The sequence below is a fragment of the Pseudomonas sp. NFPP25 genome (assembly GCF_900116505.1).
In the GTDB taxonomy this organism is placed as follows: Bacteria; Pseudomonadota; Gammaproteobacteria; order Pseudomonadales; family Pseudomonadaceae; genus Aquipseudomonas; species Aquipseudomonas protegens.
In genome coordinates, this window is the sequence record NZ_FPBG01000001.1 from 986,417 (window position 1) to 1,002,045 (window position 15,629).

The window sequence follows — 15,629 nt, forward strand, 5'->3', positions numbered from 1 at the left end:
AGTTAGCAAAAAGCCATTAGTCGGACAGAACGCCGTTTTCGGCTGTCTCATACCCCTACAAGCCCTGTGGGCATGGGCTTTGCGGGAAGTCGCGAGCAGTTGCAAACGGCTCCGGATACGCCCTGCCTGCAGCTGTCGAGCAGGCCTTGCAGCCACCTTGCTGCAAGGCCTTCAAGGGCCTATTTCTGCTCGCTGGCCTGCAGTTGGCCATCCCAGCCACCGCCCATGGCGGCGATCAACTGCACGCTGGCGATCAGCCGGCTCTGCAACAGGCTGAGCACGCTACGCTCGTTGCTCAGGGCAGTGGTCTGGCTGGTGACCACATCCAGGTAGGCGATCAGCCCGGCCTTGTACTGGTTCTCGGTCAGGCGCAGGGCCTCGCGGGCCGAATCCAGGGCCTGCTGGCGCACCCCCGCCTCGTCCTCCATGACCTTGAGCTGGACCATGTAGTTCTCCACCTCGCGGAAACCGTCGAGCACGGTCTGCCGGTACTTGGCCACGGTCTGGTCGTACACCGCTTCGGTGCGGTCCACTTCCGCCGAACGCTGGCCGCCGTCGAACAGGGTCATGGCCAGTTTCGGCCCTACCGACCAGAAGCGGTTCGGCAGGCTGATCCAGTCGGCGTAGGTGCTGCTGCTGTAGCCGCCGGCCAGGCTCAGGGTCAGGTCCGGGTAATAGGCGGCCTTGGCCACGCCGATCTTGGCGTTGGCGGCAATCACCGAACGCTCCGCCGAGGCGATGTCCGGGCGCCGCTCCAGCAGTTGCGACGGCACGCCCAATGGCACCTGGGGCAGCACGGGGATGGTCTTGCTCTCGGCCAGGTTGAACTCTGCCGGCGGCACGCCGATCAGCACGGCGATGGCGTTCTCGAACTGCGCCCGCTGCCAGATCAGGTCGATCAGGTCGGCCTGGGTGCTTTTGAGCTGGGTCTGGGCCTGGGCCACCGCATCCTTGCCGGAGACCCCGGCCTGGTACTGGTTCTGGGTCATGGTCAGGGAGCGCTGATAGGCCGCCACCGTGGCCTCCAGCAGGCGCTTCTGCTCATCGATCACCCGCAGTTGCAGGTAGTTCTGCGCCAGCTCGGACTGCTGGCTCAGGCGCATGGCCGCCAGGTCGGCGAAGCTGGCCTCGGCGCTGGCCTCGTTGGCTTCCAGGTCACGGCGCAACTTGCCCCACACGTCCGCTTCCCAGCTCACCCCCAACTGGGTGTTGTAGGTGTCGCGAATGCCGCTGCTGGAACTGCTCAGGGCCGAACTGCTGCTGCCGGTGCCCTGGCTGGCGCGGGTCTTGCCGGCGCTCAGGTCGACACTGGGAAAGAACGAACCCCGGGAGCTGCGCACCAGGGCCCGGGCCTGACGGAACTGCGCCTCGGCCTGGGCCACGCTCTGGTTGGAACTGTTGAGCTTGTCGATCAGGCCATTGAGCTGGGCATCGCCGTACAGCTCCCACCAGGCGCCACGGGCCAGGGCGTCGCTGGGGTTGGCCTGGCGCCAGCCTTCGGCTTCCTTGTAGTGCACCGGCTCGGCCACCTGCGGGCGCTGGTAGTCGGGACCGATGGCGCAGGCGCTGAGCAGCAGCACGCACAGGCCCAGGCTCAAGGCCCGCGAGCCCCGGGCCATGGCCAGGCGCTGGGCGGACAGCAGAGTAACGGGACGGGACGATTGGTCGGTCATAGCGGCGTTTCCAGAGCAGCATCGGTACGGACCCCACGCCAGTGGTTGAACTTGTGGCGCAGGCGATCGAGATAGAGGTAGACCACCGGGGTGGTGTAGAGGGTCAGGACCTGGCTGAAGACCAGGCCGCCAATGATGGTCAGGCCCAGGGGCTGGCGCATTTCCGAGCCTTCGGCCCCGCCCAGCAGCAACGGCAAGGCGCCGAGGATCGCCGCCAGGGTGGTCATCAGGATCGGCCGCAGGCGTTGCAGGCAGGCGCTGCGGATCGACTGCAACGGGTCCAGGCCCTGGTGACGCTCCAGTTGCAGCGCCAGGTCGATCATCAGGATCGCGTTCTTCTTCACCACCCCGATCAACAGGAACAGCCCCAGCAGCGAGATCAGGCTGAACTCACCGCCCAGCACATAGATCGAGAGCAAGGCGCCAACCCCGGCCGAGGGCAAGGTGGAGAGGATGGTCAGCGGGTGAATGTAGCTTTCATAGAGCACCCCCAGCACCAGGTACACCGCCAGCAGCGCGCCGAGGATCATGAACGGCTGGCTCTTCTGGGTGGCGGCGAAGGCATCGGCGGTGCCGGCCATCTTGACGATCACGTCTTCGGGCATGCCCAGCTTGGCGATCGCCCGTTCGATGGCGGCGGTGCCCTGCTCCACCGTCACGCCCTCGGCCATGTCGAAGGAAATGCTTTCCGAGGCGAACTGCCCTTCATGGCTGACCCGGTCGTCTTCCAGGCTGTTTTCATAGTGGGCGATGGCCGACAGCGGAATCCGCGCGCCGTCGGCGGTGATCACCTGCACTTGATTCAGGGTAATCGGGTCCTGGGCGTATTTCGGGTTGACCTCCATCACCACCTGGTACTGGTTGAGGCTGTCGTAGATGGTGGAGATCTGCCGCTGGCTGTAGGCGTTGTTGAGCACCGCGGTGACCATGTCCATGTCCACCCCCAGGCGCTTGGCCTGGTCGCGGTCCACCATCAGGGTCACTTGCTGGGCGCCACGGCCTTCCCGGGCGTCGATGGCGGTGAGCTCAGGCAAGGCGCGCAGCGCCGTCACCACTTTCGGGTACCACTGGCGCAACTCGCCCAGGTCACCGCTTTGCAGGATGTAGGAATACTGCGAGGTGGTCTGCTCGCGGCCGCCGCCGAACTGCAGGTCCTGGTCGGCCATCAGCATCAGTTGCGCGCCGGGCACCTTGGGCATTTCCTTGCGCAGGCGCTCGATGACCTTCTGCGCCGAGATATTGCGTTCCTTGATCGGCTTCAGGCGTACCAGCATGAAGGCGTTGTTGGTGCCGTTGTTGCCACCGATGAAGCCGGCCACGCTCTCCACTGCCGCATCCTTGAGCACGGCGCGGCGGAAGATCTCCATCTTCGGCTGCATCACGCTGAAGGACAGGCCGTCGTCGCCGCGGACAAAACCGATCAACTGGCCGGTGTCCTGCTGGGGCATGAAGGTCTTGGGCACCACCACGTACAGGGCCACGTTGACGCCAATGGTCAGCAGCAGGCTGAGCAGGGTCAGGCGCCTGTGCCGCAGCACCCAGTCCAGGCTGGTGGCGTACTTGCCCATCATCCAGTCGTTGCTGCGCCGGCTCCAGCGTTGCAGGCGGTTCTCCTGGCCCGGGGTGTGGGGCTTGAGCCAGCGCGCGCAGAGCATCGGGGTCAGGGTCAGGGACACCACCAGCGATACCACGATGGCCGCGGCCAGGGTGATGGAGAATTCGCGGAACAGGCTCTCGATGATCCCGCCCATGAACAGGATCGAGAGAAACACCGCCACCAGCGACACGTTCATCGACAGCAGGGTGAAGCCCACCTCCTTGGCCCCCAGGTACGCCGCTTTCATCGGCGCGATGCCTTCGTCGATGTGCCGGGAGATGTTCTCCAGCACCACGATGGCATCGTCCACCACCAGCCCGGTGGCAAGGATCAGCGCCATCAGCGACAGGTTGTTCAGGGAAAAACCGTAGAGGTACATGATGGCAAAAGTGCCCACCAGGGATACCGGTACCGCCAGGGTCGGGATCAGCGAGGCGCGGAAATTGCCGAGGAACAGGTACACCACCAGGATCACCAGGGCCACGGCGATCAGCAGGGTCATCTCGGCCTCGTGCAGGGTGGCCTTGATCACCGGTGAGCGGTCCATGGCCAGGTTGAGCTTGACGCTGGCCGGCAGCACCGCCTGCAACGCCGGCAACTGAGCCTTGATCTCGTTCACCGTCTCGATGATGTTGGCCCCGGCCTGGCGGTTGATCACCAGCAGCACCGCCGCGTCGTCATTGAAGAAGCCGCTGTTGTAGCGGTCCTCGACGCCGTCGCTGACCTTGGCCACGTCCTTCAGGCGCAGGGCCGCGCCGTTGTTGTAGTGGATGATCAGCGGCTCGTAGTCACGGGCCTTTTCCAACTGGTCGTTGGCCTGGATCTGCCACAGCCGCTGGTCATCCTCCACCGAGCCCTTGGGCCGGCGCTGGTTGGCATTGGCGATGGCATTGCGCACGTCGTCCAGGGCTACGCCGTACTGGTTGAGCAGTTGCGGCTCCAGTTCGATGCGCACCGCCGGCAAGGAGCTGCCACCGACCTGCACTTCGCCCACGCCCTGCACCTGGGACAGGCTCTGGGACAGGATGGTCGAGGCCAGGTCGTAGAGCTGGCCTTTCTCCAGCACATCGGAAGTCAGCGACAGCACCATGATCGGCGCCTGGGACGGGTTGACCTTCTTGTAGGTAGGCATGCTGCGCATGCCGCTGGGCAGCAGGTTGCGCGAGGCGTTGATGGCTGCCTGCACCTCCCGTGCCGCGCCGTTGATGTCGCGGTCCAGGTCGAACTGCAGGATCACCCGGGTCGAGCCCTGGCTGGAACGGCTGCTCATGGTGTTGACCCCGGCGATGGCGCCGAAGGAACGCTCCAGGGGCGTGGCCACGGTGGAGGCCATGACCTCGGGGCTGGCCCCGGGCAGGCTGGCCTGGACCACGATCACCGGGAAGTCCATCTGCGGCAGCGGCGCCACCGGCAGCAGGCCGAAGCTGACGCCGCCCAGCAGCATGATCGCCAGCGACAACAGCATGGTCGCCACCGGGCGCTTGATGAAGGGGCCGGAGAGGTTCATGCCGACACGCTCCAGGCTTGAGGCAGGCTGCGGCCCTTCATGCCTCCACCTCTTGGGCGTCTTCACGCTTGCCGAAGCGCCGGCCCAGGCGGTCGAAGTACAGGTAGATCACCGGCGTGGTGAACAGGGTCAGCACCTGGCTCACCAGCAGGCCGCCCACCATCACCAGGCCCAGGGGCTGGCGCAGCTCGGCGCCGGAACCGGTGGCCAGCATCAGTGGCACGGCGCCGAACAGCGCCGCCAGGGTGGTCATCAGGATCGGCCGGAAACGCAGCAGCGCCGCCTGGTAGATAGCCTGTTCCGGGGCCATGCCCTGGTGGCGTTCGGCGTCGAGGGCGAAGTCGATCATCATGATCGCGTTCTTCTTGACGATGCCGATCAGCAGGATGATGCCGATGATGGCGATCATGCCCAGGTCGTTGCCGCTGAGGATCAGCGCCAGCAAGGCCCCCACCGCCGCCGAGGGCAAGGTGGAGAGGATGGTGATCGGGTGGATGTAGCTCTCATAGAGCACGCCGAGCACGATGTACATGGTCACCACCGCCGCCAGGATCAGCAGCAAGGTGCTCGACAGCGAGGCCTGGAAGGCTTCCGCCGCGCCCTGGAAGCGGGTCTGCACGCCCACCGGCATGCCGATCTCCTGCTGCACCTGCTCGATCACGTCCACCGCCTTGCCCAGGGCCACGCCCGGAGCCAGGTTGAAGGACATCATTACCGCCGGGAACTGGCCGATATGGGCGATGGCCAGTTGCGCCTGGCGCTCCTCGACATGGGCCAGGCTCGACAGCCGCACTTGGCCGCCGTCGGTGGTCTTGACGTGGATCTGCTCCAGGGCCTGGGGCCCGATGCGCTCGCCGGCCTGGGCCTGGAGCACCACCCGGTACTGGCTGGCCTGGGTGTAGATGGTGGAGATCTGGCGCTGGCCGAAGGCGTCGTACAGGGCGTCGGTGATGTTCGACACCGAAACCCCGACCCGGGACGCGGCGTCACGGTCGATCACCATGAACACCTGCAGGCCCTTGTCCTGCAGGTCGCTGGCCACGTCGGTGAGCTCCGGGCGCTGGGCCAGGGCCTGCACCAGGCGATTGCTCCACAGGCTCAGCAGCTCGGCATCCGGCGACGACAGGCTGAACTGGTACTGGGTGCGGCTGACCCGGTCCTCGATGGTCAGGTCCTGTACCGGCTGCATGAACAGGCGGATGCCCAGCAGCTTGTCCACCTCGGGCTGGATCCGCGCGATCACCTGGGCTGCGCTCAGGTCGCGCTCGCTGTGGGGCTTGAGGTTGATCAGCAGGCGGCCGCTGTTGAGGGTGGCGTTGTCGCCGTCCACCCCGATGTAGGACGACAGGCTTTGCACCGCCGGGTCCTGCAGGATGATCTTGGCCAGGTCCTGCTGACGCTGGCTCATGGCGGCGAAGGACACCGACTGCGGCGCCTCGGAAATGCCCTGGATGACCCCGGTGTCTTGCACCGGGAAGAAACCCTTGGGCACCACCATATAAAGGAACACGGTCAGGCCCAGGGTGCCGATGGCCACCATCAGGGTCAGGAACTGGTGCTTGAGTACCCACTGCAACTTGCGCCCGTAGCTTTCGATCAGCCAGTCGATCCAGGCCCCGCTGGCGCGGTAGAAGCGCCCCTGCTCTTCAGGCTTGGGCTCACGCTTGAGCAGCCGCGCGCACATCATCGGGGTCAGGGTCAGGGACACCACCAGGGAAATCAGGATCGCCACCGCCAGGGTGATGGCGAACTCGCGGAACAGCCGCCCCACCACATCCGCCATGAACAGCAGCGGGATCAGCACCGCGATCAGCGACAGGGTCAGGGAGATCAGGGTGAAGCCGATCTGCCTGGCGCCCTTGAGCGCTGCCTGCATCGGGCTGTCGCCCTCCTCGATGAAGCGCGAGATGTTCTCCAGCATGACGATGGCATCGTCCACCACGAAGCCGGTGGCGATGGTCAGGGCCATCAGGGTCAGGTTGTTCACCGAGAAGCCGGCCAGGTACATCACCCCGAAGGTGCCGATCAGCGACAGCGGCACGGCAATCGAAGGAATGATGGTGGCACTGGCGCGGCGCAGGAACAGGAAGGTCACCATCACCACCAGCGCGATGGCGATCAACAGCTCGTGCTGCACATCCTTGACCGAAGCGCGGATGGTCTGGGTACGGTCGGTGAGCACGGTGACGTCCAGGCCCGCCGGCAGGTTGTCGGTGATGCTCGGCAGCAGCGCCTTGATCCGGTCCACCACCTCGATCACGTTGGCCCCGGGCTGGCGCTGGATATTGAGCAGCACCGCCTGGTTCTCGTTGGCCCAGGCCGCCAGGCGCTCGTTCTCCGCGCCATCGACGATCTCGGCCACATCCTTCAGGCGCAGCGGCGCGCCATTATTGTAGGCCAGGATCAGCTCGGCGTAGTCCTTGGGCGAGGTCAACTGGTCGTTGGCGTCGAGCATCGAGACCCGGGTCGGGCCGTCGAAGTTGCCCTTGGGCTGGTTGACGTTGGAGGCGCCGATCAGGGCGCGCACGTCCGCCAGGTTCAGCCCGTTGGCCGCCAGGGCCTCGGGGTTGACCTTGATCCGCACCGCCTGGCGCTGGCCGCCGGCAATGCTGACCATGCCGACGCCGCTGATCTGGGCGATCTTCTGCGCCATGCGCGTATCCACCAGGTCATTGAGCTTGGGCAGCAGCATGGTCTTGGAGGTAATGGCCAGGGTCAGCACCGGGGTGTCCGCCGGGTTGACCTTGTTGTACACCGGCGGCGCCGGCAGGTCCTTGGGCAACAGGTTGGTGGCAGCGTTGATCGCCGCCTGCACCTGCTGCTCGGCCACGTCCATATTGATGTCGAGGCTGAAGCGCAGGGTCAGCACCGAGGCCCCGCCGGAACTGGTGGAGGCCATCTGGGTCAGGCCGGGCATCTGCCCGAACTGGCGCTCCAGGGGCGCGGTGACCGCGCTGGTCATCACGTCCGGGCTGGCCCCGGGGTACAGGGTCATGACCCGGATGGTCGGGTAGTCCACCTGGGGCAAGGCCGACACCGGCAGCAGGCGATAGGCGATCAGGCCGGCCAGGACAATGGCCAGCATGCTCAGGGTAGTGGCTACCGGACGCAGGATGAACAGCCGCGAGAAATTCATGCGCCGACCTTTTGCGCCTTGCCATCAACCGGCTTGCCGTCTGCGGCCGGTGCCCCGGCGGGCTGGCCCTGCAGGTGTTCGGTGGGGGTGGTGGGCACGTCGATGCTGTCGTTGACCACTTCCACCTCGCTGCCGTCCTTGAGGCGGTCGGTGCCTTCCATCACCACCCGGTCGCCGGCCTTGAGGCCGTCCTGGATCACCGTCGAGTCGCCGTTGCTGGCGCCCACCTTGAGCTGGCGGATCTTCACCTTGTTGTCGCCATCCAGGGCGTAGACGAAGGTGCCGTTGGTGCCGAACTGGATCGCCGCCGAGGGCGCCAGCACCACGTTCTTCAGGGTATCGGCCAGCAGCCGCACATTGACGAACTGGTTGGGGAACAGGCCCTGGTCGCGGTTATCGAAGCGCGCCTTGAACTTCAGGGTGCCGGTGGTGGTGTCGATCTGGTTGTCCAGGCTCTGCAGCACGCCTGTGGCCTGCAGCTTCACGTCACCGCGGTCCCAGGCTTCCACCGCCAGCCTGGCGCCGCTGTGGTAGCGGGCAAGCACGGTTTCCAGGCTGTTTTCCGGCAGGGTGAAGGCCACGCTGATGGGCTGGGTCTGGGTGATGATCACCAGCGCGGTGGTGTCGTTGGCCGCCACCAGGTTGCCCACGTCCAGCTGGCGCAGGCCCAGGCGGCCGGCGATCGGCGCGCGGATGTTGGTGAATTCCAGGTTGAGCTTGGCGTCGTTGACCGCCGCCTGGTTGGTCTTGACCGTACCCTGGTACTGCCCCACCAGCGCCGCGGCGGTGTCCAGGGTCTGTTTGGCGATGCTGTCCTGGGCGTACAGGCCGCGGTAACGCTCAAGGTCGACCTGGGCGTTCTTCAACTGGGCCTGGTTCTGCAGCAAGGTGCCTTCGGCCTGGAGCAAGGCGTTCTGGTACGGACGCGGATCGATCTGTGCCAGCAGGTCGCCGGCCTTGACCATCTGCCCTTCCTCGAAATTGACCTTGACCAGTTCCCCCGCCACCCGGCTGCGCACGTTGATGGTGTTCAGTGCCGTCACCGTGCCCAGGGCCTTGTAGTACACCGCGAAATCCCCCTGGGTCACCGGTGACACCCGCACCGGGATCGGCCCGCTGGCGCCGCCGAAACCGGGGCGCATGCTACCGCTGCGCCCGGTATGCCCGGCCGCGGCTTTCTGCCCGGCGGCCTCCTGGTGGGTACTGGCCGGCCAGAATTTCCAGCACAGGCCAACGACCAGCAGCAGGACGAACAGGCCGAACAGCCAGCGACGGGAGTTGCGGGAGACAGAGGATTGCATGGAGTGATCAACCATTGGGCGCGTGGGAGGCTTCTTTGAGAAGGCTGAAAGATAAGCACTGGAACCGTTTTAGCAAAGCGCCTTTACCGGCAATTTACCTTTGACTGACGTTTCAAGGAGCGGTGCTAAGCCACTGAAGCACAAATAAAAACGGCCTGGACAGAGCCAGGCCGTGAATAATTGTAAAACCTGTTACTTGAGCACGGCCAGGGCCGCGTCGTAGTTCGGCTCTTCGGCGATTTCCTTGACCAGCTCGCTGTGCAGCACCTTGTCGTTTTCATCCAGCACCACCACGGCGCGGGCAGTCAGGCCGGCCAGCGGGCCGTCGGCGATGGCCACGCCGTAGTTCTCGATGAACTCGCGGCCACGCAGGGTCGACAGGTTCTGCACGTTTTCCAGGCCTTCGGCGCCGCAGAAGCGTGCCTGGGCGAATGGCAGGTCGGCAGAGATGCACAGCACCACGGTGTTGGCCAGCTCGTTGGCCTGGGCGTTGAACTTGCGCACCGAGGTGGCGCAGGTCGGGGTGTCGACGCTTGGGAAGATGTTCAGCACCTTGCGCTTGCCGGCGAGGCTGCTCAGGGAAACATCGGCCAGGCCTGCGCCCACCAGGGTGAACGCTGGGGCTTTGGAACCGACTTGCGGCAATTGGCCGTTAACCTGCACCGGGTTGCCTTTGAGAGTGACTTGAGCCATGAACGGAGTCCTTATTGAACAGTGATGATGGAACAGCAATGAGAAATTCCTGAGAGGCCGAAGTTAAGCATGAAACGGCCCGGGCACCTATGCCCCACGGGCAAATTGTCCAACAACCCACCCCGACACCGGCATTACCGGTTGTAGGAGCTGGCTTGCCAGCAAAGGCGCTTTCAAACCTTGCGCAAGCCTCAAGGGCCCCTTCGCCGGCAAGCCGGCTCCTACAGGGGCGAATTTGGGTATTTCGGTGTAGGAGCTGGCTTGCCAGCGAAAGCGATTTCGAGACTTGCGCAAGCCTCAAGGCCGCCTTCGCCGGCAAGCCGGCTCCTACAGGGGTGAATCTGGGTGTTTCGGTGTAGGAGCTGGCTTGCCAGCGAAAGCGATTTCTAGCCGTGCACAAGCCTTAACGGCCTCTTCGCCGGCAAGCCGGCTCCTACGGTTATTTGTTGAGGTGCGCCAGGAGCAGATCGGCCACCGGGCCACCGGACGCCGGGTTCTGCCCGGTGATCACCCGCTGATCCTCCACCGCGAACGGCGCCCAGGGTGCAGCGGCCTTCTGGTAAAGGGCACCGCGCTTGACCAGTTCGGTTTCCGTCAGGTAGGGCACGTACTGGTCCAGTTCGGCGAGTTTCTCCTCTTCATTGGAGAAACCGGTGACCTGCTTGCCGGCGATCAGCAGCCTACCGTCGCCCAGCTTGATGTTGAGCAAGCCCACCGCGCCATGGCACACCGAGCTGACATAGCCCCCCTGCTCATAGATCTCCCGGCTCAGGGCCTGCAACTCCGGGTTATCGGGAAAATCCCAGACCACGCCGTGGCCACCGGCGTAATAGATCGCCACATAGTCCCCGGCCCTGACCTGGGAAGGCTTGAGGGTCGAGCCCAGGCGGCTCATGAAGGCGCTGTCCTGGTACCACTGCCAGTCGGTGTCGTCGGCCATGGCCAGGCTATGGGGGTCGATGGGTACGTAGCCCCCCTTGGGGCTGACGTAGTCCACCTCGAAGCCCGCCGCCTCGACCTTCTTCACGAAATGCACCGCCTCACCCAGCCACAGGCCAGTGGCGCGGGCCAGGTTGGGGTATTTGGCCACGCTGGTCAGGACCACCAGTATCTTCTTGCTCATGGGCATGCTCCTTGGCATTGGAAAACAGGGCAAGGCACGGCAATCAACCGAGCAACCGCAGCATGTTGCGGTGCCGGGCATCGAAAATCCGCGCCATGTAGGCGTTGACCATCAACCACTCCAAAGGTGCACCACCGATGGCCCTGTAGGTCACCCGGTCGGTGTACAGGGTGCCCCCTTCGGCGGCCTCGACCCGGTGCTCATGGCGAAAGGCCCGCAGCGGCCCCTTGAGCATCTCGTCGACAAAATGCCGATCGCCGACCTCACGTATAACCACCGTCCATTTCGCCGGTATGACACCGAACATCCAGTGCAGGAAGCTGAACTGGCGCCCGACACTGATGCGCAGGTCATTGATATCGAGGCCCCCCAAGGGCGTGACACGCTCGGGGAAAATCTTCGGAAAGTTGGCGCCTTCGAGGCAGAAATCCAGCACCTGCTGCGGGCTGTATCCGGCCAGGAAAGTCGTGCGTTCGACCACGGGCATTCTGGTTCACCCTTGCTGATTTTGTTGAGGAAGCACTCACACATACCTACAAACAACTTCATTAAAAACACATAACTCATTGTTTTTTATGTTTTTTATGCACACAAAAAATCAATCACTATAACCATACAAATTACATTGAAATAATCACAAAACACTTTAAGAGAGATTCGCCGACGCTCACCTTCAAAGGGCCGCCCGCCACGCACTGCCTGTCCACAGCCCGGCAGTGATCCTGTGCACAAAAACCAACGAATTAATCCTTTCGACTGGCTAAGCGAAGGTTAGCTGCTAGCGTCATCAGACAATTCCTACGGGTATTAGAGAGAAACACTATCAGTTGACCCACGGCTCAAGAAGTGCCGCTCGGTGACCGTTCGCAAAAGGATTGAACCTGCATGTCCAGAGCATTTTTTGCGCCCGCCGTCTGGGCCGTAGTCGCCCTGAGCTCATCGCTGCCGGCCCTGGCCGACAACGCGGAAACCGCCAACAAAAGCAACAACCCGCTGAACCTTGCACCCGGCCTCAACCTGCAGGATTACTACACCCCGCGCCTGTACGACAGCAACGCCCACACCAACGACACCCTGCTGCGGGGCACCCTGCCCATCGCTCCCTCGGATTTCATCGGCGTCCCCCAGCTGCTGCGTGCCACCCTGCCGGTCAGTACCCGCCCCGATCCGCACCACGGCTACAGCACCGGCATCGGCGACCTCAACCTGTTCGATATCTTCCTGCTCAAGACCGACGGCGTGCAGCTGGGCATCGGCCCGCAGATCACCGCACCCACCGCCGAACAGGACGAACTGGGCACCGGCAAATGGCAGGCCGGGCTGGCTGCAGTGGCCATCGATGCCTCGCCCCGGGGCCTGCTGGGGGCCCTGGTGCAGTACCAGAGTTCATTTGCCGGCGACCATGACCGCGCCCATGTCGAAAGCGCCACCCTGCAGCCCTTCATCATCCACAACCTGCCCCGGGGCTGGTACCTGCGCTCCACCGGCACCTGGACCTTCGACCTGAAGAACAACACCCACTACATCCCCATCGGCCTGGGGGTGGGCAAGGCCTGGAAAGCCGGTGACAACATTCTCAACGCCTTCGTCGAGCCGCAGTGGACCGTGGAGCGCAAAGGCGACGGCATGCCCCAGTTCACCCTGTTCGCCGGGATCAATGTCACTTTCGGAAAATAAGGACGCGCCATGCAGCCACTACTGCGCACTGCCGGTTTCAGCCTGTTGCTCCTGGCCGCCAGTTGCGGGGTCGGCGCCCAGCCCGAGCCGCAGAACAGCCGCCTGACGGCGATCAAGATGGATGGCGAACTGCCGGCCCGGGCCGCCATTGCCGGGCTGTTTGCCGAGCTGGACTTCCAGCAGGCCACGCAAAGCTACCTGTGGGCCTTGCCGCTGGTGTCCTACGCCCAGTGGCAGGGGGAATTTCGCGATAAGCTGCACGCCGGCAATGGCGACCTGATGGTCCTGGAAAGCTACGAAGACAAGCTCGGGGTGATCACCGCCAACGCCACCACGCCCTACATCCTGGGTTTTGTCGACCTCAACCAGACCGGGCCGATGGTCGTCGAGCTGCCCCCCGGCCCCACCGCCGGTGGAGTCGGCGACTTCTGGCAACGGGCGATCACCGACATGGGCCAGACCGGCCCGGACCAGGGCAAGGGCGGCAAGTACCTGGTGCTGCCGCCGGGCCATCCGGAACCTTCCGACGCCGACCAGTACTACCTGGCCAAGTCGCAAACCATGAACGTGCTGGTGGGCTTTCGCGTGCTCGACCCGGACCCGGCCAAGGGCAAGGCGCTGGTGCAGCAATTCAAGATGTACCCCTACGCCCAGCGCGCGACGCCGCCGGCGACCCGCCTGCTGTCCCCCGGCGGCAAGCCCTGGTCCGGCACCCAGCCGCGGGGCATGGCCTACTGGGAGCGCCTGCACCAGATCATCCAGCAGGAGCCGGTCAACGAGCGCGACCGCTTCTACATGGCCATGCTCGCCAGCCTCGGCATCGAGAAGGACAAGCCCTTCAACCCCAACGAGCACCAGCGCCAGGCCCTGGAACAGGGCGCGCGCATGGGTGAGCTGATCGCCCAGGCCAATACCTTCGCCAAGCGCTTCGCCGATGCCCAGTACTGGCCAGACCGGCAATGGGACAAGGTGCTGAACATCGCCGACCCGTCCCAGCGCGTGGCCTATTACGACCAGTTGTGGGAACGCAGCGCCTGGTTCTACGAAGCGGTCACCAACACCAAGGGCATGGTGTCCAAGACCCCGGGCCTGGGCCAGACCTACCTCGGCGCCTACACCGACCACAACGGCCAGTGGCTGGACGGCGGCAAGCACTATCGCCTGCACCTGGGCAGCAACCCGCCGGCCAGGCAGTTCTGGTCGCTGACCGTCTACGACAGTGCCAGCCGCTGCCTGATCGACAACCCGCAGCGCAAGGCCGATCTGTCATCGCGCCAGGACCTGAAGAAAAACCCCGACGGCTCCCTGGACCTGTATTTCGGCCCCAGCGCCCCCAAGGGCCTGGAAAGCAACTGGGTGCAGACCCTGCCGGGCAAGCACTGGTTCAGCTACTTCCGGCTCTACGCCCCCACCGAGGCCTACTTCGACAAGCGCTGGAAACTCGATGACATCACCCTGGTGCAGTAACGCCTGCCCCCCTGACTTTGGCGCAAGGATTCGAACGATGATCATCAAGGCTGTGATGCCCGGCTTGCTCGGGGTCTTGACGCTGGCCCTCAGCGGCCCGTCCCTGGGCGCCTTCAGCGCGACCGCGGAGCAGGCCCGGGGTATCGCCAAGCAGGCGTACCTCTACGGCTTTCCGGTGGTGGAGATGTACAAGACCCTCTACACCCAGGCCGTGGATCAGGGGGGGCCCAACTTCAAGGCACCGTTCAACCGCATCGGCGGTACCGCCCAGGTCTTCAGTCCCAAGGACACGGCCTTCGTCACCCCCAACTCGGACACCCCCTACTCCTTCGCCTGGCTCGACCTGCGGGCCGAACCCCAGGTACTGAGCCTGCCGGCCATCGATGCCCAGCGTTACTACTCGGTGCAGTTGATCGACCTCTACACCCAGAACTTCGACTACCTGGGCACCCGCAGCACCGGCAACCAGGGCGGCCACTACCTGATCGCCGGGCCTGACTGGCAAGGCCCCACGCCAGCCGGTATCGACAAGGTGCTGCACAGTGAAAGCAACATCGTCTACGCCCTGTACCGCACCCAATTGTTCGATGAAAAAGACCTGGAGCAGGTGCAGAAGATCCAGCAGAGCTACCAGGTCCAGGCGCTGAGCCAGTTCCTCGGCCGGCCGCCGCCCCCGGCGCCGGCAGCGATCCACTGGCCCCCGCCCACCGCCACCATGAGCGACAGCCCGGAACTGTTCGGCTACCTGAACTTCATGCTGGCCTTCGCCCAGCCCCAGCCCGAGGAAAAGGACCTGCTGGCACGCCTGGCCAGCATCGGCATCATTCCCGGCCAGCCCTTCCCCCTCAAAGAGCTGGGCAGCGCGCAAAAGCAGGCCCTGGAAGACGGCATCAGCGACGGCAAGGCCGAATTCGCCGCCTTCAAGAAAGAACAGGTCGATACCCACAAGATCACCAGTGGCGACCTGTTCGGCAGCCGCCAGCACCTGCAGGACAATTACCTGTACCGCTACGCCGGGGCCAACATGGGGATCTTCGGCAACTCCGCCGAAGAGGCCAGCTATATCGGCTACTTCGTCGACGACCAGGGCCAGCCGCTCAACGCCGGCCAGCACCGCTACCGCCTGCACTTCGCCAAGGGCCAGTTGCCCCCGGCCAATGCCTTCTGGTCACTGACGATGTACGACGGCAAGAGCAAGCTGCTGGTGGCCAACCCGCTGCAACGCTACCTGATCAACTCACGCATGCTGCCCTCGCTGAAAACCGACGCCGACGGCGGCCTGACCCTCCATGTGCAGCACCAGCCGCCGGCCAAGGAGCTGCAAAGCAACTGGCTGCCGGCCCCCGACGGCCCCTTCTACGGGGTGCTGCGGATCTACCTGCCCAAACCCGACGTCAGCAACGGCCAGTGGAAGATGCCGCCGCTGACGCCGGTCGCCCCTGAACAACAATAAGC

General features: G+C 64.5%; 10 protein-coding genes. 3 read left to right on the plus strand and 7 right to left on the minus strand.

Annotated features, from left to right (window positions below; translation table 11 throughout):
* Positions 1 to 179: 179 nt before the first annotated feature.
* From BM382_RS04140 to BM382_RS04170, 7 genes are all read right to left on the minus strand, one after another.
* On the minus strand, positions 180 to 1,673 hold the full coding sequence (locus tag BM382_RS04140) for an efflux transporter outer membrane subunit (protein WP_019095227.1): 1,494 nt from the start codon (positions 1,671 to 1,673) through the stop codon (positions 180 to 182).
* Positions 1,670 to 4,777 (minus strand): efflux RND transporter permease subunit, encoded by a 3,108-nt coding sequence (locus BM382_RS04145; RefSeq protein ID WP_019095226.1) that lies wholly within the window; start codon positions 4,775 to 4,777, stop codon positions 1,670 to 1,672. The genes BM382_RS04140 and BM382_RS04145 overlap by 4 nt, the downstream gene beginning before the upstream one ends.
* Before the next feature lie 37 nt (positions 4,778 to 4,814).
* Entirely contained in the window at positions 4,815 to 7,913 is a 3,099-nt protein-coding gene (locus BM382_RS04150) for an MdtB/MuxB family multidrug efflux RND transporter permease subunit (RefSeq protein WP_011061150.1), read from the minus strand.
* On the minus strand, positions 7,910 to 9,229 hold the full coding sequence (locus BM382_RS04155; RefSeq protein WP_015635501.1) for an MdtA/MuxA family multidrug efflux RND transporter periplasmic adaptor subunit: 1,320 nt from the start codon (positions 9,227 to 9,229) through the stop codon (positions 7,910 to 7,912). The genes BM382_RS04150 and BM382_RS04155 overlap by 4 nt, the downstream gene beginning before the upstream one ends.
* Before the next feature lie 177 nt (positions 9,230 to 9,406).
* Positions 9,407 to 9,907 (minus strand): thiol peroxidase, encoded by a 501-nt coding sequence (gene tpx, locus BM382_RS04160; protein WP_011061148.1) that lies wholly within the window; start codon positions 9,905 to 9,907, stop codon positions 9,407 to 9,409.
* A gap of 439 nt (positions 9,908 to 10,346) precedes the next feature.
* On the minus strand, positions 10,347 to 11,030 hold the full coding sequence (locus BM382_RS04165) for a type 1 glutamine amidotransferase domain-containing protein (RefSeq protein WP_019095224.1): 684 nt from the start codon (positions 11,028 to 11,030) through the stop codon (positions 10,347 to 10,349).
* 43 nt (positions 11,031 to 11,073) lie between these two features.
* The gene (locus BM382_RS04170; RefSeq protein WP_072441941.1) at positions 11,074 to 11,517 is read right to left on the minus strand and encodes an SRPBCC family protein; all 444 of its coding nucleotides are present in this window, start codon (positions 11,515 to 11,517) and stop codon (positions 11,074 to 11,076) included.
* 398 nt (positions 11,518 to 11,915) lie between these two features.
* On the opposite strand from BM382_RS04170, the gene BM382_RS04175 reads away from it, so the two are divergent.
* From BM382_RS04175 to BM382_RS04185, 3 genes are read left to right on the plus strand one after another with little or no spacing between them, the layout of a single operon-like run.
* The gene (locus tag BM382_RS04175; protein WP_072441943.1) at positions 11,916 to 12,707 is read left to right on the plus strand and encodes a hypothetical protein; all 792 of its coding nucleotides are present in this window, start codon (positions 11,916 to 11,918) and stop codon (positions 12,705 to 12,707) included.
* A gap of 9 nt (positions 12,708 to 12,716) precedes the next feature.
* Positions 12,717 to 14,174 (plus strand): DUF1254 domain-containing protein, encoded by a 1,458-nt coding sequence (locus BM382_RS04180; protein ID WP_011061144.1) that lies wholly within the window; start codon positions 12,717 to 12,719, stop codon positions 14,172 to 14,174.
* Between the two features lie 55 nt (positions 14,175 to 14,229).
* Positions 14,230 to 15,627, plus strand: coding sequence for a DUF1254 domain-containing protein (locus BM382_RS04185; protein ID WP_239690404.1), 1,398 nt, complete (start codon positions 14,230 to 14,232; stop codon positions 15,625 to 15,627).
* Positions 15,628 to 15,629: the final 2 nt, after the last annotated feature.